The following is a 17,628-nucleotide window of genomic DNA, read 5'->3' on the forward strand; positions in this document are numbered from 1 at the left end:
GCCAATGCGGCCTCCTGCCATGTCGCCCCCGAAAATCGCATTGCGGGAGCGTACCGGCGGCCGAGCCCTCGTCCACGCCCCCGGATGGCCCAAACGGACGCCGGTGAGCGGAGATGTTTCCGCTGGTCAGTCCGGCTATGGGTCAGACCTCCGCGAGCCAGCCGTCCGCGACCAGCGCGCGCACGTCCGCCGGGAGGACGAAGGCGGTGCCGCCGCCGACCTGGCCGAAGTCCGGCTTCGCCACGCCGGAGATCACCTGGAACCCGGTGCGGACCCGGTACTTGCGGTAGTCCCCGGCCGGCTGCTGCGGCGGCGCGGATCGCTGCGGCAGCGTCGTGCCCGCGACGAAGACCGTGTTGCCCGCCGGGTCGCCGAACCTGTCGACCTCGTCACCCGCGCGCAGGTCGACGAGGAACTTGTCGTCGTAGGCGTCCAGCGGCGGCTCGCCGGGCAGCGGCCGGATCGGGCACTCGAAGTCGGCCAGCGGCTCGTCGGGCGCGCGCAGGAACTGGTCCCGGGTCAGCGCCATCGCGCCGATCAGGTGCGCGGCGGCGGCGAACGGCTCCGGGAACCTGGACCTGTTCTTGACAGCGCCGCCGTCGACGCAGAACACCGCCCACCAGCCGTCGAGCTCGCGGCGCATGCACCAGCCGCCCTCGACGGGCTGCTCGAAGCTGTAGAACCGGCGGCTCATGCCCATCGCGCCGATGAATCCCCTGGCCAGCTCGATCGCTTCGGCCGGCGGGACGTTCTCCAGGGCGTCCGCGTCGGCGCCCAGCACCAGCGCCTTGGCCTCCGCCGCGGCGCGCTCGGCGACGACCTCCGGCGGCCGGTGGCCGTTGCGCCGGACGTGCTCGAGGAAGTCGCGCGGCGGCGCGATGTCGTGCACTCCCAGGTAGTAGGCCATCGCCAGCGGCCACACCCAGGTGCCGTCGGTGTGGAACTGCTTGGGCACCTCCGGCGGCTGCTGCGGGTCCACCTCGTCCGCCGAGGTGCCGGGGGCCGACAGCAGGATCTCGCCGCCGTAGAGGTAGTCGAGGACCGTCTGCTTCTCCGCCCACGACAGCGCGGGCCGGTGCGCGAACGGGCGGTCGTCGGCGCCGCGGCCGTCGAAGACCTGGACCATGCGGACGGGGCTGGGGACCTGGAAGCCGCCGCGGTTGTCCGCGTGGTGCTGCCACGCGGCTTCGAACAGCCAGTCCGGCGCCGTCGTCCGCGGGTAGAAGCGCAGCTCGTCGTAGTACGCGCGGAAGCCCTCGTCGGCGCGCGTCCACTGTGGAGCATCGTGCCCGGTCAGGTAGTCGGCGCCGTCGCGGCTGATCGCGATGCTCGCCGTGGTCCACGCACCGGTGTCCGGGCGGTACTCGACGTTGCGGAGCCCGCGCAGCGCGTCGACGACCTCCTGCGCCGGGATCCACTGGTGCTCTTCGTCGGTGGTGACGGTCGCGGTGATCTCGATCCGGGTGCCCAGGGCCGTGCAGTTCACCCGGGCCTCGCGCCAGCCTTCCGGCAGCGCGGCGGCGAGCGCGCCGAGCAGCGAGTCGACCAGTTCCTGCCGCAACGCCGACCGGTCCGGCACCGAACCGTAGGACGCCGGCGCCGGGAACTGCGGGCGTACCGGGTGGGCGTCGTCCTCCTGCTCGAAGAACACCGCGGTCACCTGCTCGACCGGGATCGCATCCGGCCTGCCGTTGATCCGCGCCCCGCCGTTCCGCAGGTCGATCACCAGCTGGGGTTCGCCGTCGATGACGCCGTACAACCCCGGGATGTGCGTACCGAGGATCACTTGCCCTCCCCCTCGAAGGTCTCGGTGCGAACGACTCCGTTGATGCGGCGCGGCGCGGGCTTGGGCGCCGGGAACTCCGCGGCGGACTCGTCACCGGCCGTCCGCAGCGCCGGCTCCGGAACCGACCACTGCGGGCGGGCCGGATAGCGCTCGTTCCAGTCCTCGTCGGTCGGCGGCTCGATCGCGGCCGGCCCCGGCTGGAACGCGCCCCGGCCGAACTCGGCGACGCAGTCCAGCGCCACCTGCTCGACGACGTCGCGCAGCTCCAGCTCCGCCAGCCAGTCGACCGGGAGGGCGCCGACGCCGAGCAACGCGCCCACGATGTTCCCGCAGATCGCACCGGTGGAGTCGCTGTCGCCGTCGTGGTGCACGGCGATCCGCAGCGCGAGCTCGACGTCCTCGCCGCCGACCAGCGCCGCGCACACCGCGATCGCCAGCGCCTCCTCGCCGACCCAGCCGCCGCCGAGCGTCTCGGCGACCTGCTGCGGGGTCGGAACGCCGGCCTCGGCCAGGTCCACGGCGGCCTTCAGCATGGCGCTGGTCTCCTCGTGGTCCTCCCAGGTCTCCAGGACCTGCAGGGCCAGCCACACGCCGTCGTCGAGGCCGCGGCCGAGCAGCGCCTGCTGGACGATCACCGCGAGCGCCCCGGCGGAGTGGTAGCCGGCGGGGTGGCTGTGGGTCAGCGCGGCGGTGCGGGCGGCCAGCCGGAACACCTCGGCGGGATCGGTGGAGCATAGCGCGGCCGGGGCGGCGCGCATCACGCCGCCGCAGCCCTTGGAGTCGTTGATCTTCTCGATGAACGAGCCGGCCGGGTGGCCGTCGCCGAACCGGGCCAGCGCGCGGAACACGGTCTTGCCGGGGGCCCGGGTCTTGAACAGGCCGGGCACCTCGATCAGCCAGCCGTCGGGCGCGGGGTAGTCGGCGAGGAACCGCCCGGCGGCGGCATCCCACTCGACGCCCTGCGTGTGCAGCCAGCGCTGGTAGGCCAGCTGGACCTCGGGCAGCGGGTCCTCGACGCCGAGCATCCGGGCGGCGACGCTGCCGCGGATCAGGCCCTCGGCGGTGAACAGCGTCATCTGGGTGTCGTCGGTGATCGCGCCGTGCACCCCGTAGGCCTCGCGCAGGCCGCTCGGCCCGTCGGGGCCGAAGCGCTCGGTGATCTCCTCGGCGGTGATGAACTCCAGGTCGGCGCCGAGGGCGTCGCCGAGCGCCCCGCCGAGGAAGCAGCCCAGCACCCGCTCGGTCAGCGACGGCGCGCTGTCGTCGGGCCGGTCGGCCTTGGCGTGCTCGCCGCGGACGATCGGCGGCACCGCCGCGGCGGGCTCGGCGGACTTCGGTTCGGTTGCCGCCTGCGGCGCCTCGACGACGTCCGGCGTCTCCGGCTCGGCGGCCGGTTCGCGCTCGTCGACCTCGGCCTGCACTTCCGGCTCGGCGTCTTCGGGCTCAGCGCCTTGGAGCTCGACCTCTTCGAGCACGGCGTCCTGGATCGCGGTGTCCTCGAGCTTGACCTCTTCGGACTCGTCGTCTTCGAGCACGACGTCCTTGAGCGCGGCGCCTTCGGACACGGCATCTTCGAGCACCGCGTCCTGAAGCACGACGTCTTCGAGCTCGGTGGCGGCCGGCGCGGTGGGTCCGGCGAGGCTCGGGCGAGCGATGTGATCGGCGCCCAACGGCTCGGCCTCGACCTCCGCCGCGACGGGTTCGATGCCGTCCGGCTCTCCGGGCTCCACCGGGTCGGCGTCGAGCGGCTCCACCGATTCGAGCTCGGCGGGCTCCGGTTCGGCTTCCTCGACCGCGGTGTCTTCCACGACCGGCTTCAGGACGCTCGGCCGGGCGATGTGGTCGGGACCGAGCACGGGCTCGTCGGCCCGCGCTTCTCCGGCATCGGATGCGTCGGACAGCCCGAGCGGCTCCACCCGCTCGACCTCCACCGGGAAGGACTCCGCGAAGGCCGGGAAGACCGCCCCATCGGCCTCCGGCTCGTCGGCTTCTGCCGGTTCGGCGTCCGCGGCGAACGGGTCCGCCGGCGTCGTGCCGAAATCGGCCGGTTCGAGGTCGATCGGTGCGCGCGACGGCGGCTCCATGTCGACCGGCTCGCGCTCGACCAGTGGAGCGGCGACGGACTGGTCTTCGGAGGAAACGTCCTCTGCGAAGGCTCCCAGCGATGTGGACATCGCGGGCTCCTGCGCTGTGTCGGCGACGCTTGACCCCTGCTCGGCGACGTCCTCTTCCTCCGCACCGATAGCGACCTCCGCGCCATCGGCACGCCGCTCGGCGGCGATGTCGTCGGGCTCCGGCACGACGATCCGCCCGAAGTCCTGGTCCGCGGCCTGCGTCTCGTCCGGTGCCGAATCGGGCTCGGCCGGGGATTCGGCAGGCATCGCGCGGACTTCCGGGGCCCGAGCCGCGGCGCGAGGACCGGCCAGCGGCGGGAAGGCCCCGATCTGCGGTTCGGCCTGCTCGGGCTCGGCCGGGGTGTCGGCCGCCGGGAACACCGCGGTGGTTTCGACCGGGGCGCCGTTCGACAGCAGGCGCGGCACCGGGATCGGGCCGGTGCTCGACGGGTCGGTCGCCGTGAATTCCACCGGGGGTTCGGTGCGGGCCGCCGGGAACGTCGGCGCCCCGATGTTCTCCGAGCGCGCGCTCTGCGGCGGGATGCCCTGCGGGGGCGTGTCGACGGCGTCGTCCGGCGCGGCCGTGATCGCGGGCATGATCATGGTCTGCTCGGCGGAGCCTTCGACGGTGTTCGGCGTCCCGGCGGCGAGTTCCCGGGGGCCGCCGAACGGCCGGTTGTTCGGCGCGTACCGCTGGGCCCACTGCGGCGGCGGTGGCGGCGCGAAGGCTTCGGTGGCGTCCGCGCAGAGGATCTCGATGACCTCGCGCAGTTCGAGTTCTTCGCCCCACTGCGCGGGAATCCCGCCCGGCCCGTAGATCGCGCCGGCGAGCTGCCCGGCCAGCGCACCGGTGACGGCGCTGTCGCTGGACTGGTTCACGGCGACCCGCACCGCGTCGGCGAAGTTCCGGGTGCTGCCCACCGCGGCCAGCGCGATGCCGAGCTCGCCGGGCTTGTTGTAGGTGTCGAACTCGATGTCGAGGTCCGAGGGGGAAGGGCGAACGCCCCGCTGCCCGACGAACATCGCCGCGTGCACGGTCCGCCGGACGTCGGCGGGGACCTCGCGGACCTGGTACGCGCTGCCGAGCCGGTTGCGATCGGATGCGGTCACCGCGTCCCACAACGGCACCCCGCGGATCAGCTGGGCCAGCACGTCGGCATGCATGCCGGCCGCGCTGACGGAGTTCGGCGCGGAGGTGAACAGGTTCGCGGTCGCGGCGCCGGTCGAGTACACGGCCTCCGGCACGTTCGACCACACCATGGCCGGCGCGGCCCAGGCCACGCAGCCCGCCAAACCGTCGATGCCGGTCGGCGGACGCAGCAGTCCGTCGGCGCCGAGCGGGGACTGCCGGGCCATCCGCCCGAGCAGGGAAATCGCCGCGCCCTCCGGGTTGCGGGTCGAGTACAGCTCCGGCCGTTCGAGCAACCAGCTGTTGGGCGCGGGTTCCGTCGACAGGTACGCCGACATCGCGTAATCCCACGGGACGCCCTGGGTGTGCAGCCAACGCAGGTAGTTGGTGAAGACGAACTCGGTCGGCAACCACCCGTTGCCGCCCGGGTTCACGGCCTTCGCCCGCAGCAGGGCTTCCATGGTGAACACGGTGAGCTGGGTCAGATCGCTGACCGCGCCGCGCCGCCCGAAAACGGGCAGGTAGTCGACGACGCCCTGCGGACCGAACCACTGCTGGAGCTCGGCGGTGCTGGTGTTGCGCACGCCGGCGCCGAGCGCGTCGCCGACGGCCCCGCCGAGCATGGCGCCGCGGAATCGTTCGGCCCACGACAGCTGCGGCGGTTGAGCGTCGGTCATCGCGATGTCTCCCTCATGGTCACCAGGCGGGGTACCGCCGGGTCCACCCCGGATCGGTCGGCGGCCCGGGGCTGAACTCGACCAGCGCATCCTTGGCCAGCGTCTCGACGAGCTCGCGCAGCTCCAGGGACGCGAGCCACTCCGGAGGAACGGCCCGAGCCCCGTAAAGAGCCCCCGCAATGTTGCCGCACACGATCCCCGTGGAATCGGAGTCCCCCGAGTGGTTCACGGACAACAGCAGCGCGTCCCTCAAGTTATCGGTGGCCAGCGCGGCGTAGAGCCCGATCGCGAGAGCTTCCTCCCCGACCCACCCCTGACCGAGTGTGTCCTTGATCTCCTCGGGGCTGACGGGGCCCTTCTTCGCGAGCTCGACGGCGGCGTCGAGGAACTTCAGCTGCTCCTCGTGCCCGCGCCACCGCAGCAGCAGATCCCGGGCCATCCGGATGCTCTCCGGCAGGGGCACGTCGCGGATCAGCTGGTGCACGATCACTGACAGCACACCGGCGGAGAGGTAGCCGCTGGGGTGGCTGTGCGTCAGCGCGGCGGTTCCAACAGCTGCGTAGAAGACCTCGGCGGGATCGTTGGACCACACCGCGACCGGCGCGGCGCGCATGACGCCGCCGCAGCCCTTCGAATCGTTGATCTTGAACTGCGGGGTGGCGTGCTGATGCGTCCGCGCGAAGTTGGCGAGGGCGGACATGCAGGTGCTCCCCGGAGCCCGCGAGCTGAACAGCTCGGGATGGGTGATCAACCACCCATCGGGCTGCTGCAAGTGCTGCGCATAAGGCCCGCCGGCGCGATCCCACGGCTGGCTCTGCGTGTGGAACCACCGCTGATAAGCGTGCTGAACCTCGGGAACAGGATCGTTGTCGGTCGGATTGATCCGCCGAGCGACATGAGCCCGGATGAGTCCCTCGAGGGTGAACAACATCATCTGCGTGTCATCGGAAACCTGAGCGACGCCGTCCCGGAGCACAGGAGAGGTGAGCCCGGCATCCCCGTGGTGCCGCCGGATCATCCCGATGTCATGGAACTCGATAGCAAACCCAAGAGCATCGCCCATGGCCCCGGCGACCATCGAACCCATGAACCGCTCGTGGGCGTCCAAGGTCTGCGGAGGCTCAGCCGGAGCAGGATCAGAGGGCTGCGACGGGGGATTCACATTTCGGAAATCGGGTTGCGGGGTGATTCTCACCTCGTCCGGACCGAATTCGGTCATGAAAGTTCCCGCGACGGATTCGAGCTGGCCGGCGGGTTCGAGTTTCCGGCGCCACAGCAGCGGGAATGCCTCCGCGCCGTGTCGGGCGCCGGTGAGCAGACCGGACACCTGCGCATTGCGGGACCGGCTCCCTCCGGCGAAGACGTGGAGGACCTCGGCCCATCCGCCGGTGTTGCGGGCACCGAGGCAGAGCGCCCGGGAGACGATCTCCGGTCCGGAGGAGCCGCCGCCCAGCTCCGCGAGAATCCCCTGCTCGTTGGCGTCATCACGCACCGTCGCAAGGTATTCCAGCCTGCGGCGGAGCTCAGCGTGCTCACTGCCCAACTGCTCCAGCAGTAGCTCGGAGATCTGGTCAAGACGGAGATTCTGGCCGTTGAGCGCTCGTACGAGCGCCACGGCGAACACGCCCGCACTGGCGCATTCCTCCGGGGGCTCGCTGAGCAGTTGGGCCAGCCCCGCAGCTCGGCGGAACGCGTCTTCGTCCGGGCTGGTGATGCTGACCAGCGCGGCCGGGATGGACGCGGCGAAACATCCGAGAGTTCCGGCGAATTCCGCTTCGCGGGCACGCTCCATCAACGCAGCGTCGAGATCCGCGCCCTCGCCCTGGTCTGCGCGGGCGCATGTCGCGATCTCGACAGCACTGACCAAGGCCGCCGAGTTCGGTGCCTGCCACGGCCGCGACCGGATCGCGGCCAGCAGCCCACCCCCGGTCCCGATTCCTTCCGCTTCAGCCGTGGCCCCGAGGGAATCTCCCAGAGCTCCACCGACGAGCATGCCCATCACCCGGCCGAGGACCTGGTATTGCCGCCGCGGCCAGGCGAGCGGATCGTTCCGATCACCCCCGAAGACCATCCCGACCTGGCGGTCGACTCCCTCGAACCACGACATCGGGAGCAGGATCGGCCGAGACTTGATGTCCCGCCACGCCTGCAGCGTCTTCCGCTCGTTCGGGGTCAGCTCGTCCAGAGCCGTGATGCTGTCGTTCATCTGCTACTCCCCGTGCTCAGAACCCCGGGTAGGGGCCGGCCCAGTCGGGCGTCCAGACCCGCTCCGGCAGTCCGACCTGAACGGCCGCGACGTCGAAGACCAACCGATCCACCACGTCTCGAAGCTCCAGCCGCTCCAGCCACTCCCTCGGAAGTCCCTGCTCACCGTTTCGCGCGCCGTGGAAGCCGCCGACCAGTGGCGCCGCGGCGGGCAGGACCTCGGCCGCGCGCCGCACGGCGGACTCGAAATCGTTGTCCCGCGCCGCGACCACCACGGCGACGGCCAGCGCATTCGGAGCCGCACCGTCCTCCACCAGCGCTGACAGCTCGCTCGGAGACGGCGGCGGACCGGTCAGCGTGCAGGAATCCAGCAGGCGCCGAACGTTCTCGTCCGGCCACTTGACCAGCTCGTCCGCAACCACCTCGATGCCGTCTTCCAGCGTCCCCCCGGACAACACCGTGTTGACCAGGACCGCGTACGCGCCCGCGCTCAGGTATGCGTCGGGGTGTCCGTGGGTGAGCAGTGCGTTCGCGACGGCCTGCTCGAAAACGCGCTCCGGAATGTCCGACCACGCCGACAGAGCGATCGCCCTGGGCACCGCAGACGGAGTCCGCGCCCTGTTGATCGGCTTCGAGAACCACCCCGTCACGTCCCTTTCCGCGAAGGCGGACAGCGCCTCGATGCACACCGGATCCGGGTCGCGACGCTCGAAGAGTTCCGGGACCTTGATCAGCCACCCGGTCGGTTCGGGGACTTCTTTCAAGATGCCCGCGGTCACGGCCCCATTCCACGGGACGCCCTGGGTGTGCAGCCATCGCAGCAGGCCCAGCAGGCTGATCGTGCGCGGGGTCAGCCTCTTCGTCTGACGCAGCCAGGTCTCCGTGCGCACCACCGCGTCGAGGCAGAACAGCGTCATCTGGGTCGACGAGGAGAGCCGTCCGTGCACGACCATGTCGGCCAGCGCGGACTCCAACGCCGCGAACGGGAAATGCATCCCGATCCCGTAGAACACGGACGCGTCCTTGATGGTCTTGTCGTAGCGCAGTTCCTGGCAGAACTCGTCACTGCTGCGTCCGAAGACCCTCCGCACGCGCTGGGCATCCCAATAGCCCATGACGCGTTCGCCGTTGCGCCATTCGTTGTCCGTCGTCGTGTCCGACCGACCGCGGGTCTCCAGCACGACCTGCTCGTCGAGTGTCAACAACTCCGCGACCTTCCCGGTCAGCGCTGCGCCGCGATTCGCGGCAAGATGCGGCTGATCAGCAAGGATGCCGGGGTCGGCGTTGCCCGAACCGCCGACGGACAAGGTCGGATAACGCCGTTGCCATTCAGCATCATCTCGAGGTTCCGGCGCGAACTGCTCACAAGCATCCTGCGCCAATCGAAAGAGCAGCTTCCCGCCAGCAAGTCCCCTTGCCCAGTCACCGGAAATATCCGCCACCCCTGAAAAACTCGAACCCATGATCGCCCCGGCCAGCGCACCCGTGATGGCGCTGTTGCCAGAGTGGTTCACCGCAATCCGCAACGCCTCGTCGAAGCTGGTCTGGGCGGACTGAACCGCGCATACCGCGATGGCCAACGCGGAGGCAGGCGTGTCTCCAGCGCCCAGGGTTTCGATTTCCTCAGGCGTGATATCCCGGCGAGCCAACGAGAGTCCAGCGTTGAGCGAGTCCAGCAGCAACGTCCGCTCAGCCCCCAACCGATCGGGATCGACTTCGAGGACCTGATCGAAGGCACGAACGAAGTTACCGGTCAAGATGTTCTGCTGAACCATCACCGCAACAGCCTTGGCCGCCGCGGTCGTCTCACCCCATTCACCGGTAACCTGCATAGCTCGTCCTACGAAGCCGAAAACACTATCGCTGAACGAAGCCCAAATTCCCATCGGGATCGCCGAGTACAACGCGGAGACAGCATCCTCCGGGGACTCGCCCGGGCCAGCGCCGGACATCTTTCCGCGAAGAAGTGCCACGTTTCGCGAACCGGCGAGGTGGTGCGGCAAGTGCTCAGCCAACCATCCACCCGCGGAACTTCCGCTGATTCCGGAGGGTTCGACAGCCCAAAGGTCGTACGCGCGCCGCAGCTCGGCTACCGGGTCTACGCCCTTCGTCGCAAGCCGCGCCCGGTCTGCCCTGATGAGACCGTCAATGGTCAACGCCATCAGGACAGCGCCGTCCGACATGCGCTCGCCGGGTCCAGCCTCCCCTAGCGCTACGACGCCGCGCTCGCCAAACACCTCCTTGATTTCAGACCATCGGGAGGACAGCACGCGACGCCCGAGCACATCCCCGATCAAGGCACCAACAACGGCACCCATGAACCGATTCGCGCGCTCGGCGACGAAGCCGCCATGCCGCAGCGCGGTCCACTCATCCCGCGCACCACTTCGAGCGTCGCCGCCCGCCCCTTCGGCCCTGTCCATCACAACCCATCCGCTCTTCGACTGAAAAGCTCATCGACACTTGACGCCGCAGTGCATTCCACACACCCGCGCAGCGCTTATCCGAACCCGTCCAGCATATTCGAAATATTGGGCTTGCGAGCCTCTTGCGACGGCGTGTAGTCGAGCTTCGGCGGCGGCGGCAACTTCCCGTCCGGGATATCTTCGACCAGCACTTGGTCAAGCTTGATGTGCCACTTTCCCTTAGCCTCGTCGAACCACTTGTCAACAACCTTGAACACACAGCCCGGCGGAAGCAAGACTTCCGCTTCCCCGGTGTTGGGGTTGATGAATCGTATATCCTTCCCGGTTTTGAGGTTCATATGAAGTTCAACATTGCCCGGAAACTTACTCTTGGGCTGCGACGGATTGTCCGGGTCAGGCCGCACACTTGTGCTCGTGAAAGAATTTTCGGTGACAAGCTCGCCGGGGTTATACCCTGCCGCAATAGCGGCCGCAAAATCAGGGTTGCCCGTATTGATAACCCGGTGGGCAGGACCGCTGAAATCTGGGATCTGATTGAGAGCGGAGACCATAACCTCAATCTTGTCCCGATATTTAGCAATCGCCTCCGGGTCCTGTCGCCGAAGCGCGTCATTCATCTCATAGAAGTGACCCGGCTGCGTGTACGCATAAAGCTGCAGCTTCTCAACATCGCTCATACTCCGAATTCGCTGAGCGAGATCTGGATCGATGGATTCGATCTCCTTGAGGTTCTTCGCAAGCAGATCGTCGCGATCTTTCGCAAGCTTGACACCTTCCGGATCTCGCCCATATTCCCCCCGAACAGCCTTTTCAGTCACCTCATCTGCACGGAAGTTTCGATCCGAGATCCGTTCCATGAATTCGTCGGGATCAATGGAATCTCGATCGAAATCCACACTCTCGTCGGGACGGTCGAAATCAGACTTCGGCGCATCGCCGTAGCCACCCGAATCAGCGGACTTCAAATCAGGGGCATCACCCTGCGGATCGGGCTTCGGATCGAACGGCCTCCAACCATCCGCTTCCTGCTTCGGCGCATCCACCTCGGAGTGCCCCGGCGACTGCGGATCGGGCTTCGGGTCGAACGGGCTCCAATCGTCCGCATGCTGCTTGGGTGCGTCTACCTCGGAGTGCCCCGACGGGGCCGGGTCCGGCTTCGGGTCGAACGGGCTCCAGTCATCCGCGTCCTGCTTGGGCGCATTCGTCGTGGAATCCGTTGCGGCGGGCGCTTCGGTTTCCAGGTTTTCGCGGTTTTTGGGCGGGCTGGCCGGCTCGGACGGTTCGAAGTCGTTCCGCCACGTCGACGAGTCCGCTGCCGGAGCTTCCGGCGCGTTCGACCGCTCGGGTTCGAAGTCGTTCTGCCAGCTTTCGGCTTGCTGGTTGGTTCTCGGCGTGGTCGTGTCCGTCGGTTTGCCCGGCTCCGGGGCGTGCGGCGGCGCATCGGCCGGCTTCGACCCGGGGCCGTTGGTCTCGGCGGGTGGTGCGTCCGAGCGGTGGCCGGTGGGTGCCTGGGGCGAAGTGCCCGGGCCTTGTGCGGAATCCGGTCGGCGCGGGGCTTCCGGTGATTGCGGTTGCCGGGGGCCGCTGACGTCTGCCGGTGGTTGGGCAGGACGCGGACTTCCAGGCGTCTGCGGTTGGCCGCCGGGCGCCCTCGTTTGGGACGACAGGCCGTCCATGCGAGGGCCTCGGACATCCACCGGCGGCGCCGCCTGGCGCGGAGCCGCAGGCGCTGGGCGCGGACCGCTGACATCCGCAGGCGGCGGTGCCGACGGACGCGCAGATGGCGCTGCGGGCTGCTGAGGCGCGCTCGGCTGCCGACTTGCCGGGAACTGCGGTGCCTGGCGTTGCTGACCTGCGGCGGGTTGTGCTCCTGCAGGTCGGTTGGGCTGCTGGGGCGTTTGCTGCGCATTCGCAGCGGGCGGCTGCTGACGCGTCCCTTGCTGCTGCTGCGGCGTGGCTGCCGGGGGTTGCTGCTGACGTGCAAGCGGCGGCTGTTGCCCGAACTGCGGCGCAGCAGCCGGCGGCTGTTGTGGTTGCCGCGGAGGTTGTGCCGGTTGCTGCTGCATCGGCTGCGGCTGCTGACCGGCATGTGGTGCCGCAGGCGGCTGCTGCCCAGCGTGCGGGGGTGCAGGTTGCTGCCAGGCGCGCGGAGCGGCTGGTTGCTGGTGGATCGGTTGTTGTCCCGCGTGTGGGGCAGCCGGTTGCTGGTAGTTCGGTTGCTGCGGAGCCTGCTGCTGCATCGGCTGCTGCGGCGGCGATTGCTGAGGTGCCGCAGGGTGCTGTCCGGCCTGCTGGTGCGATCCGTATCCGGACTGCGCTGTCATCGGCTGCGGAGCCTGAGCAGGCTGCGAATGCGGCGCAGCGGGTGGCGTTTGCTGGGCCTGACCTGCGTTCGGTGCCGACTGGTGTCCCGGTCCTGCCTGCGGCGGACCGCCGTGGGGCACCTGCTGCGGCGGGTTGTTCGGGACGAACTGGCCGGTGTTCCGGTCGACGTAGCCCGCGGGTTCCCACTGGTGGTTCTGCGGGTTGAACCGGCCCAGGTCGTGGTAGCCGTCGGCGTCGCGGTGGACCGGGATCCAGCGGCCGAACTCGTCGGTTCGGCCGTGCGCGACCCACGCGCCGCTTTGGTCGTAGTGCCCGTTGGGGACCAGTTGCCCGTTGGCGTTCAGGTGTCCCGGCACCCAGCGGTTGAGGTTGTCGAGCTGGCCGTGCGGGATCCACTTGCCATGGACGTCGAACTCGCCGTGCGGCACGAACTCGCCGTTCGGCATGAGGTGGCCGGGGACCGGCTCGTTGTAGGCGTCGGGCCGCGAATGCCAACCGCCCCAGGCGGGACCGCCCGGATGCTGGAACTCCTTCGGCGGCTGATCGCCGTAGCCGCGCTGGTGGGCTGCGTCGGCTTGGTGGCCGAAGCGGGTCCACTCCGGTTCGTGGCCCGGGGGGAACGGGCTGTCGTGGACCGCTTTCGTTCCGTCCGGGCTGAAGCTGACCCATTGGCCCGGCTCGTCGAAGCGCGGTTGCGGCGTGCCCGAGGCGTCCACGTCGAACTCCGCGCGGCTGCCGCTGGCGTACATGTTGCCGAAGTTGTCGACCCAGGCGTCCTTGTTGGGCGCCAGGACCTCCACGCCGAGTTCCTTCGAGAGCTGCTGGGCGAAGTTCGGGGAGCCGTCCGGCAGGTCGGCGCCGGTCTGGCAGGACAGCAGGCGCACCGGCTCGCCGTGCTTGTAGCCCGGCGCGCCCTTGATGATCTCGGCCAGCTCCTTGGCCGAGAGCTCCTTGCCGTTGAAGCTCACGCCGTTCGGGCTGCCGTGGACCTCGACCGTGAAGCGCTTCGGGTCAACGGCCGGCCGCGGCATGCGCTGGGCGAAGTCCTGCGCCCGGTTGAAGTGGGAGCGCGGGAGGTCCCGGATCATCGAGAGCCCGGAATCCGTGTTTCGGATCGCGAGGCCCCTTCCGCCGAGCTTCTCGCGCAGCTCGTCGGAGATGTCCAGCGGCTCGCCCTCGCCGACCCTGTTATTCCAGCGGTGCTCGAACGGATTCTTCGGCGGCCTTTCGGCGGCCATGGACTCCGAAGTGGAGCGCGGCGGCGCGTCCGGGGCCGCCGGTTCCGGGGCGTGCGGGGTGTCCGGCTTGTGGTAGCCGAGGGACTCGGCGCGGATCCGGGCGTCCTCGGCCATCCGCTGCTGCCAGCCGGGGCCCCAGTGGCGGACACCTTCGCCCTTGACGTGCGCGAAGTCCTCGTGCTTCACGTCCGCGTACGGGTAGCGATCGGCGTCGGCGTGCCGGGCCGCCTGCGGGCGGATCGGCTGCGGCGCGTGCGGTGCGTCAGGGCGCGTGCCGTCGGCGTGTGGCGCATCGGGGCGCGGCGCCTCGACGCGGGGCGCATCCGGGCGCGGGGCGTCCGGATGGGTGCCCTGCGGGCGCGGATTGGCCGGGTCGTTCAGGCGGGACGGGGTTTCCGGGTGCCGCTGGCGCGGCATCTCCGGACCGCCGTCCGTCCGTCCATTGCGGACAGATCCATCGGGGCCACCGGGGCGTGATGGGCCGTCGGGGCGGGCCGAGCCGTTCGGACCGTCCGGGCGCGACGGAGCGTCCGGGCGTGCGGGGCCGTCTGGACGCATCGGACCGTTGGGCCGCGACGGGGCGTCTGGCCGAACCGAGCCATCCGGTCGCATCGGACCGTTCGGCCGCGACGGGGCGTCCGGAGCGCCTGGACTCGTCGGGCCGTTGGGGCGGGACGGGGCGTCCGGACGCGGTGCGCCGTTCGGCGCGTCTGGACGCCCCGGACCGTTCGGGCGCGCCGGGGCATTCGGGCCGTCCGGGCCGTTCGGCCTGGCCGGGGCGTCCGGGTGTGCCGATCCGCTGGGACCGTTCGGGCGCATCGGAGCGTCGGGCCGCGCCGAGCCGTTCGGGTTCGCCGGGGCATCCGCGCGCGCCGGGCCGTTGGGGTGTCCGGGCCTGTTCGCATGCGCCGGACCTCCCGGCCCGCCGGGCCGGACCGGTCCTGCCGGGCCGTCGGCCCGCGGCGACCCTGCGGGGCCTCCCGGCTGCGCCGGGCGCTGACCGGCTCCGCCGGGGCGGTGCGGCGCGTCCGGCTGCGCCGGTCCGCTCCTCGCCGGGGTGCCCTCGGGGCCGCGTGGCCGCGGCGCCTCGGGGGCGCGTCCGCTGGGCATGCTTCGCCCGGCTGCGCCGGGGCTTCTGGGCGTGCCCGTCCAGCCACCGCCCGAGCCCGGGCGGCTGCCGCCCGGCGAGGAGGACGGTGCGCCTCCCGGCGCGCCTGCGGCCGCGCCACCAGCGGCTCCGCCTCCGGTGGCGGGCTGGTCCGGGCGTGCCGAGGGAGCGTTGGGGGGCGGTGCGGCGACGCCCATGTCCGCCGGTCGTTCCGGCGCGCTCACGCTGGCGCTCGAAGTGTGGGCCGGGGTGGACGGCGGGCGGTTCGAGACGTCCGGGCCGAAACCGCTTCCGGTGGGAGCCGGGCTGCCGCCCGAGCCACCACCATGCGCCGGGCCACCGCCGGAACCGCCACCGAAATGAGCCGGGCCGCCCCCGGAACCGCCGCCTACATGCGGCGATCCGCCCGAGCCGAAGTTCGCGCCCGAGCCGCTCCCGCCGGTCGCCGATCCGCCGCCGGAGTGCGATCCCGCACCGGTACCACCGGCCGACGGCCCATCCGGGGCCGATGCCACGCGCGGGCTGCCTTCCGGGGCTGCGGACCGCACGTCCGCGCCGCCGTGGCCACTCGGCCCGGTGTCCATTGAGGACGCGCTTCGCGGCGCATCGGCCGATCCGCCGGGGCTCGTGTCGGCGGCGCTGCGACCGGACGATTCCGGCGCGTGCGGGGCCGAATCCGTACCGGCGCGCGGCGAATCCGAACCGCTCGGCGTACCCGAGGAGCCGGAACCGCCGTGCGAACCGGAACCATCGGCCGAAGAACCGGAACCGCCATGGGAACCCGAACCATCGGGCGACGAGCCGGAGCCACCGGGCGAAGAACCTTGCGAATCCGGGCCGTTCGATGAGGAACCCGAACCGCCGTGCGAACCCGAGCCGGGAGCGTCGGTGCCGCCGCCCGTCGACGTGGAGCCGGAACCGCTGCCCGAGGGACTCGAAGTCGAGCCGCTACCCGACCCCGTTCCGCCGCCAGGAGAACCGGAGCCATCGCCGGTCGAGCCGCTGCCCGAACCCGGTCCCTCACCTGAAGGCCCCGAGCCGCTGCCCGATCCCGTTCCACCGTCCGTCGAACCGGAACCGTCCCCGGTCGAGCCGGAGCCCGTCCCGGTCGAGCCCGATCCCGTTCCGCTGCCCGAGGAACCCGGCCCGGTCCCGGACGAGCCGCTGTCGCTCTCGCCGTCCGAGCCGCCGCCGGGGGCGTCCGGGCCGCCGAACTTGGCGTTGTGCTTGCCGACGATGTCCGTGCCGAAGACGTCGTCGACCTTCTTCCAGGTCTTCTCCGCCAGCTTGTCGCCCAGCTTGCCCGCGACGTCCAGCTTGTCCGCGACCTTGCCGACGTTGGTCGCCGCGGTCTTCACGCCGTCGGCCGCTCGTTTCCCCAGCTTGCCGAGGGCCTTCATGATGTCGCCGAAGACCTCGACCAGCTTGGCCAGCTTCGGCGCCACGTTGCTGATCGTCTTGATCAGCTTGGTGACGATCTCGGTGATCTTGCCGACCGTCCTGGCGATGAACGAGACCGCCTGCGGCACCACCCAGGCCAGCGAGACACCCGGCGGGGCCAGCGCTTCCAGCGCGTAGGTGATCAGCCGCGAGATGCAGTCGGCGACCAGGTCGCGGACGAATTCGCGGACGAACGAGACGACCTCGCCCATCACCGTGACCACGGTGCTGATCGTGTTGGCCAGTTCCGCGGCACCGGCGAGGGCTTCGCCCTTCTCCCCCGCCTGCTGGCGGTAGGCGTCGCCGGCCGCGCCGGTCCACTGCGCGGTGTCGGCCTTGACCGCGTCGTTGTACTGGGTGGCGGCCTCGCCCACCGCCTTGCTGACGTTGGCCCAGGTCTCGCCGTACGCCTTGACCCCGTCCGGGTCGCCGGCGAACCAGTCCAGCGCCTCCTTCAGCGGCTCGACGTGCTCGATCAGCCACGAGAGGCCGTAGGACAGCAGGGTGCCGATCGGGTCGGTGGCGATGCTGAGGACTTCCAGCGCCAGCCCGCCGTAGGCCAGCCCGCTCTCGACCCAGCTCGAACCGTCGTTCAGCGACGAGACGTCGTTGATGGACTCGGCGATGCCGATCCCGGTGCCCCACCCGGCGTCGCCGGTGCCCGCGGTGAGCGGGCCGGGGCCGTCCGGATTCTCCTTCTGCTGCGCGACGAGCGGGTTGCTCATACCTCGATCCCGCCGATCACGTCGCTACCCGCGTCGTCGGCGGACTGGTACTCCTCCGCGGCGCCGCGCACGTTCTCGGCGACCTCCTGCATCGCCTCGACGGCCTTCTGCAGCGTCTGGACGCCGTGCTGCTCCACCGGGTCGAGCATCCAGGCGAAGGGCCGGCAGAGGATCCCGTACGCATCGTTGTCCAGCGAAACCTGCTGCGACGCGTCGATGGCGACGTTCAGCTGGTCCACCACGCCATCCACTTTGGACGCATGGGTGCGCAGGTTCTCAATGACGACGTTCATCTCGTCCGGCATCGCAAAGGGCCCCTCGGGTCGGCTCGGCAGGATCAGCGCAGGAAGGAGCCGCCGCCGAAGTCGTCGTCGAAGTCGTCCGGGCGACGGCGCGACGGCGGCTGCTGCGGCGGCGGCTCCTTCCTGCGCTGATCCTGCCGAGCCGACCCGAGG

The 17,628-nt window shown here is 70.4% G+C and carries 7 protein-coding genes and 1 pseudogene; 1 reads left to right on the forward strand and 7 read right to left on the reverse strand.

From position 1 onward, the window contains the following. Positions 1-142: 142 nt before the first annotated feature. The 5 genes from E1288_RS35365 to E1288_RS47415 all read right to left on the reverse strand — a co-directional run bounded on the left by E1288_RS35365 (position 143) and on the right by E1288_RS47415 (position 14,317). Positions 143-1,786 carry a TNT domain-containing protein gene (locus E1288_RS35365; protein WP_132493041.1) on the reverse strand — a complete coding sequence of 548 codons (1,644 nt, stop codon included), beginning with the start codon at positions 1,784-1,786 and terminating at the stop codon, positions 143-145. Further along, positions 1,783-5,706: an ADP-ribosylglycohydrolase family protein gene (locus tag E1288_RS35370; protein WP_132493042.1), complete on the reverse strand. Its 3,924-nt coding sequence runs from the start codon at positions 5,704-5,706 to the stop codon at positions 1,783-1,785. Before E1288_RS35370 ends, E1288_RS35365 begins: the two co-directional genes overlap by 4 nt. A 19-nt stretch (positions 5,707-5,725) precedes the next feature. Further along, complete coding sequence (locus E1288_RS35375; protein ID WP_132493043.1) at positions 5,726-7,912, reverse strand: ADP-ribosylglycohydrolase family protein; 2,187 nt, start codon at positions 7,910-7,912, stop codon at positions 5,726-5,728. 16 nt (positions 7,913-7,928) lie between these two features. Then, positions 7,929-10,334, reverse strand: coding sequence for an ADP-ribosylglycohydrolase family protein (locus tag E1288_RS35380; RefSeq protein WP_132493044.1), 2,406 nt, complete (start codon positions 10,332-10,334; stop codon positions 7,929-7,931). A 77-nt stretch (positions 10,335-10,411) separates the two neighbouring features. Then, positions 10,412-14,317 (reverse strand): ADP-ribosyltransferase, encoded by a 3,906-nt coding sequence (locus E1288_RS47415; RefSeq protein ID WP_165968424.1) that lies wholly within the window; start codon positions 14,315-14,317, stop codon positions 10,412-10,414. A 1,267-nt stretch (positions 14,318-15,584) separates the two neighbouring features. Here E1288_RS47415 and E1288_RS47420 point away from each other — a divergent pair. Further along, on the forward strand, positions 15,585-16,586 hold the full coding sequence (locus E1288_RS47420; RefSeq protein ID WP_165968425.1) for a hypothetical protein: 1,002 nt from the start codon (positions 15,585-15,587) through the stop codon (positions 16,584-16,586). Here the strand turns inward: E1288_RS47420 and E1288_RS50740 are convergent. Then, positions 16,565-17,173 (reverse strand): annotated as a pseudogene (locus E1288_RS50740) (WXG100-like domain-containing protein); the annotation flags it as partial. The gene E1288_RS47420 and the pseudogene E1288_RS50740 overlap by 22 nt on opposite strands. Continuing rightward, entirely contained in the window at positions 17,170-17,478 is a 309-nt protein-coding gene (locus E1288_RS35390) for an ESX-1 secretion-associated protein (protein ID WP_132493046.1), read from the reverse strand. The gene E1288_RS35390 and the pseudogene E1288_RS50740, both read right to left, overlap by 4 nt. Positions 17,479-17,628 lie beyond the last annotated feature (150 nt).

This window comes from Saccharopolyspora elongata, assembly GCF_004348985.1.
GTDB classification, from domain to species: domain Bacteria; phylum Actinomycetota; class Actinomycetes; order Mycobacteriales; family Pseudonocardiaceae; genus Saccharopolyspora; species Saccharopolyspora elongata.

Coding starts and splice junctions, on each gene's coding strand:
- E1288_RS35370 (WP_132493042.1), bottom strand. CDS start 5,706: ATGACCGACGCTCAACCGCCGCAGCTGTCGTGGGCCGAACGATTCCGC.
- E1288_RS35375 (WP_132493043.1), bottom strand. CDS start 7,912: ATGAACGACAGCATCACGGCTCTGGACGAGCTGACCCCGAACGAGCGG.
- E1288_RS35380 (WP_132493044.1), bottom strand. CDS start 10,334: ATGGACAGGGCCGAAGGGGCGGGCGGCGACGCTCGAAGTGGTGCGCGG.
- E1288_RS47415 (WP_165968424.1), bottom strand. CDS start 14,317: ATGCCGCGCCAGCGGCACCCGGAAACCCCGTCCCGCCTGAACGACCCG.
- E1288_RS35390 (WP_132493046.1), bottom strand. CDS start 17,478: ATGCCGGACGAGATGAACGTCGTCATTGAGAACCTGCGCACCCATGCG.